At 61.7% G+C, this 1,111-nt stretch carries 1 protein-coding gene; it reads right to left on the bottom strand.

Features of this window, described 5'->3' with window-relative positions:
- Positions 1–1,111: efflux RND transporter permease subunit (locus AC0L2C_RS34100; RefSeq protein WP_473525522.1), on the bottom strand; the 1,111-nt coding region annotated here is incomplete at both ends.

The raw sequence follows: 1,111 nt of genomic DNA, 5'->3' as shown, positions 1-1,111 counted from the left end.
TCGTCCAGGATGGCGTTCGCCGATTTGCGCTCGCGCCAGTCGACGAACTCGTACTGGATCACGCCGACCACGTCTTCAGGAATGTCCTGGCCGCCGCCTTGCGTCTTGCCGACACGGGTATAGACCGATTTCACGCCCGGCCAGCCGAGAAGCCGGTTTTCCGCGGTCGTTGTGGCGGCATCCATTTCGGCGAGCGAAAGGTTGCCGCGGGCGTGCACATAGAGCAGGCCGTAGTCAGGCTCGACATTCGGGAAGAACTCGACGCCGGCGCCGTATTTCGAATAGGCAAAGCCGACACCGAACAAGAGGCCGACGGTGAGCAGAAGCACGGTGATGGGAAAGCGCACCGCCTGCTTGACCACCGCCATGTACCAGCCGTCGCGGTTGTCCTTCTCGTGATGCGGCGGCGCCTTGGCGAACAAGGCGCCAAGCGCTGGTGCAAAGACCAGTGCATAGAGCATCGAGGCCGAGAGCGTGACGATCAGCGTGATCGGCATGTATTTCATGAAGTCGCCGATGATGCCCGGCCAGAACAGCAGCGGCGAAAAGGCGGCGATGCGCGTCATCGTCGCGGCGATGACCGGACCGGCCATGCGCTTGGCGGCAAGCGCGAACGCCTCGGCCTTAGGCATGCCTTCGCTCATCCGCCGCTCGGCGAATTCGGTGACAATGATGGCGTCGTCAACCAGCATGCCGACCGCCAGGATGAGGCTGAACAGCACGATCATGTTGATCGTGTAGCCCATCATGGCCAACAGCAGGATGCCGATCAGGAAGGACGATGGAATGGCGAGGCCGATCAGCAGCGAGGCGCGGCCCGACAGCGCGTAGAGAATGACGATGAACACCAGGATCACGGCGATCATGACGTGGTTCTGCAGATCGCCGAGCAACTGGTTGACGAAGACCGATTTGTCCTGCGTGTAGGTGACGTGCATGCCTTCCGGCATGGTCTTTATGAAGGCATCGGACACGGTCCTCACCTGGGCGATCGTGTCGATCAGGTTGGATTCGATGCGCTTCTTCACCTCGATGGCGATCGCCGGCTTGCCGTCGAGACGGGTCACCGTCTCGGCGTCCTTGAAGGTGGAGCGGACGGTGGCGATATCCT

This window comes from Mesorhizobium sp. WSM4845 (assembly GCF_055811455.1).
Note: the sequence above shows the minus strand (reverse complement) of the source record. Positions and strands in the feature narration are given on the sequence as shown.